Source organism: Marinobacter sp. UBA5687, from assembly GCF_002420325.1.
GTDB classification, from domain to species: Bacteria; Pseudomonadota; Gammaproteobacteria; order Pseudomonadales; family Oleiphilaceae; genus Marinobacter; species Marinobacter nauticus.
Map to the genome: position 1 here is coordinate 12,156 of NZ_DIHV01000133.1, position 3,559 is coordinate 15,714.

At 61.6% G+C, this 3,559-nt stretch carries 4 protein-coding genes; all 4 read left to right on the forward strand.

Going from position 1 to position 3,559, the window contains the following annotated elements; genetic code table 11:
- Window positions 1-283, forward strand: a 283-nt coding sequence (gene dksA / locus B3Y70_RS14810) for an RNA polymerase-binding protein DksA (RefSeq protein WP_288590012.1), incomplete at its 5' end; no start/stop codon positions are given.
- A gap of 47 nt (window positions 284-330) precedes the next feature.
- Window positions 331-1,248 (forward strand): tRNA glutamyl-Q(34) synthetase GluQRS, encoded by a 918-nt coding sequence (gene gluQRS, locus B3Y70_RS14815; protein ID WP_286894804.1) that lies wholly within the window; start codon window positions 331-333, stop codon window positions 1,246-1,248.
- Window positions 1,249-1,252: 4 nt separating this feature from the next.
- On the forward strand, window positions 1,253-1,429 hold the full coding sequence (locus tag B3Y70_RS14820) for a hypothetical protein (protein WP_011784202.1): 177 nt from the start codon (window positions 1,253-1,255) through the stop codon (window positions 1,427-1,429).
- The coding region (locus tag B3Y70_RS14825; protein ID WP_288590014.1) for a PAS domain-containing protein at window positions 1,419-3,559 on the forward strand (2,141 nt) is incomplete at its 3' end. The genes B3Y70_RS14820 and B3Y70_RS14825, both read left to right, overlap by 11 nt.

The following is a 3,559-nucleotide window of genomic DNA, read 5'->3' on the forward strand; positions in this document are numbered from 1 at the left end:
CATGCACCACATGCAGGAAGACGCAGCAAACTACGCGGATCCCAGCGATCGCGCAACCCAGGAAGAAGAGTTCAGCCTGGAACTGCGCACCCGCGACCGCGAGCGGAAGCTGATCAAGAAAATCGACCAGACCATCGATCGTATCGACAAGGACGACTACGGTTTCTGCGACCAGTGTGGTGTGGAAATTGGCATTCGTCGTCTGGAGGCCCGCCCGACGGCCACTCTGTGCATCGATTGCAAGACCCTGGCTGAGATTCGCGAACGCCAGACCGGCATCTGACGCTGCCCCGGGCCGGCGGCGTGTCCTCCGCCGGCCCTTCTACGCCTATGGCGACTTCACGTTATCGCGGGCGTTTTGCCCCTTCCCCCACCGGCCCACTGCACTTCGGTTCCCTGGTCACGGCTCTGGCCAGCTGGCTGGAAGCAAAGCATGCCCGCGGTGACTGGCTGGTTCGCATCGAAGACCTTGACCCACTAAGGGAACCCCCGGAAGCCACCGGCCAGATACTGCACTCACTGGAATGCCACGGCCTTTTCCCCGACGAACCCGTCCGCTTTCAGTCCCAGCGCCATGACGCCTACCAGCGCACCATCGAAACTCTGCTGGCGCAGGGCAAAGCCTATCGCTGCCGGTGCTCACGCAAACAACTCAAAGACAACCACGGCTACCATCCCAATCGGTGCCGGCGAGGTGACACCAGCCCCGGGGATGGCCCATACGCCGTTCGCTTTGCCCTCGAAGAGGAAGCAAGTCACTGGCAGGACGATCTGCTCGGCCCCCAGACACAGAGGGTTCACGCCGAACTGGACGATCCGGTCATTCTGCGCAAGGAAGATTTCTACGCCTATCAGCTGGCAGTCGTTGTCGACGATATCGACCAGGGCATCACCCATGTGGTTCGCGGCTCTGACCTGCTCAACATGACCGCTCAGCAACAACAGATCTTCCGGGCCCTGGGCGCCGAGCCACCCCACTGGCTGCACATTCCGGTAATCGTCAACGAACAAGGCCAGAAACTTAGCAAGCAGACCCACGCTCCGGCCCTGGATGACGATCACCCTGCCTGGAATCTGTTTCTGGCACTTCAGGCCCTGGGCCAGCAACCGGAGCCAACCCTGGCTCACGCCACAGTTGAAGAGGTTCTCAGTTGGGCCGAGGCCCACTGGCAACGGAGCGCCATTCCCCTGACATCCGGGCAGGCCCGTGGTATAACCGGCGGGACACTTTCGCCTTCGGACCGATAACCCGATGTATATCTACCGCCTGGTATTTCTGCTGGTACTGGCCATCTATATTTTTTCACCCAATATCCTGGATTGGTGGACATCGCCGGAGAATGCCTGGTACAGCCCCTTCGTGATCTGGGGTGGGCTGATTGCTATCGGTTTCTGGCTGGAATGGCGGCGGGATCCCAATGAGTTTTAGCGCCACCGGCCTGCTGCTGGCCAGCCTGCTTTATCTGATCGTTCTGTTCGGCATTGCCTGGGGCACCGAACGGGGCACGTTATTGCGTCGTTGGGTACGCCACCCACTGATCTATACCCTCAGCCTTGGCGTTTATGCCGGCATCTGGGCCGTTTACGGCGCCATTGGTATGGCAGCGGACTCCGGCTACGGCTTCCTGGCCTATTACCTGGGCATCAGCGGCGCTTTCCTGCTGGCACCGGTTCTGCTCAACCCGATCCTCCGCATAGGCCGCGCCTACCAGCTGACGTCGCTGGCCGATCTTTTTGCCTATCGTTACCGCAGCCAGTGGGCGGGCACCCTGGTCACCCTGTGTTCTGCTGCAGCCATTCTGGCCTTGCTGAGCATGCAGATTCAGGCAGTCTCGGTGTCGGCCAGCCTGCTCGCCCCGGATGCGCCGCCGAAAGTCATCAGCGTCATGTTCAGCCTGATCGTGGTGCTGTTCACCATGCTGTTTGGTGCCCGTCGCCATCAGGCCTCCGGCAACCATCAGGGGCTGGTACTGGCCATCGCCTTCGACTCTCTGGTGAAGGTGGTTGCCCTCCTGGTTTTAGGCGGCGTTATCCTGTTCTCGGTTTTCGGTGGCACCAACGGGCTTGAGGCCTGGTTGGCGGAAACTTCACATCCGGAAGCCACCATGACCATGGCAATCAATGACGGAAGCTGGCGGGCACTGCTGCTGATGTCGTTCGCCGCGGCCCTGGTGCTCCCCCACATGTACCACATGACTTTCAGTGAGAACCCGTCTCCCCGGGCCCTCGCAAAGGCCAGCTGGGGGCTGCCACTGTACCTGCTGCTGGTCGGCCTGCCGGTGCCGCTGATTGTCTGGGGTGGCCAGGCGCTGTCGGTTGACGCTCCGCCGGCCTTTTTCAGTATCGGCGTAGCCCAGGCCCTGGAGAGCCCCGTCCTGACCATGGCCATGTACATTGCCGGGCTTTCCGCCGCCAGCGGACTGATGATCGTCAGCACCCTGGCCCTGTCCGGCATGGTGCTGAACCACGTTGTCCTGCCACTCAAGACGCCCCGGGATCAAGGTGACATCTATCGCTGGCTGCAGTGGGTCAAACGCCTACTGATTGCCGTCATCCTGTTTCTGGCCCTGCTGTTCCATGAAACCATTGGCCAGCATCTGAACCTGTCCATTCTGGGCGCCATATCGCTCTCCGGCACACTGCAGCTGCTGCCGGGCGCGCTTGGCGTCATCTACTGGCCGGAAGGCAACCGCCGTGGCCTGATTGCCGGCCTGTTTACCGGCCTGTTCATCTGGTTGATCACCTTGGTGTTGCCGTTCTCGGTGGCGGCAGACATCCTGTCCTGGCTTGAGTTGCCGGTTACGCCCGGCTACGACAACTGGCACCTGTTCACCTTCGTCAGCCTGACCGCCAACATCAGTGTGTTCGCGCTGGTCTCAATTCTCAGCCCGGCGTCACCGGAGGAAACCAGTGCCGCTCAGGCGTGCTCGCTGGGCGCCCTGTCCCGGCCGCAGCGGCGGGAACTGCTGGCAGCATCCTCCAACGAATTCGTCCAGCAGCTGGCCGAGCCACTGGGCATCCGGGTCGCCCGCCGGGAAGTGGAGCGGGCCCTGAACCAGCTCAAGCTACCCAATGTCGAGTTCCGGCCTTATCAGTTGCGGCGGTTGCGGGATCAGGTGGAAATCAATCTGTCTGGCCTGCTGGGGCCTTCGGTCGCCCGGGACATCGTCAAGCGCCATCTGGGCTTCAAACCGCTTACCCACGGGGGTACCGGGCAAGATATTCGCTACGTGGAGCGGGCTCTGGGTGATTACCAGAATCAGCTCACTGGTCTGGCCGGCGAACTGGACAACCTTCGCCGCCACTACCGGCAGACCCTGCAGAATCTGCCCATCCCCGCCTGTTCAGTAGGTGAAGATGGCGAGATTCTGATGTGGAATCATGCCATGGAGAGCCTCACCAACATTTCCGCCGAGGAAGTGGTCGGGGCCAAGCTGCTGGCCCTGCCGGAGCACTGGCACGCCCTGCTGGACGATTTCAATCGAGGCGACGACCTGCACCGCTACAAGCACAGGCTGGATCTTCGCGGCAAGCCACATTGGCTGAACCTGCACAAGGC

Bases quoted from the DNA above. Each gene is read 5' to 3' on its own strand.
- gluQRS (WP_286894804.1), top strand. From the start codon at position 331: ATGGCGACTTCACGTTATCGCGGGCGTTTTGCCCCTTCCCCCACCGGC.
- B3Y70_RS14820 (WP_011784202.1), top strand. From the start codon at position 1,253: ATGTATATCTACCGCCTGGTATTTCTGCTGGTACTGGCCATCTATATT.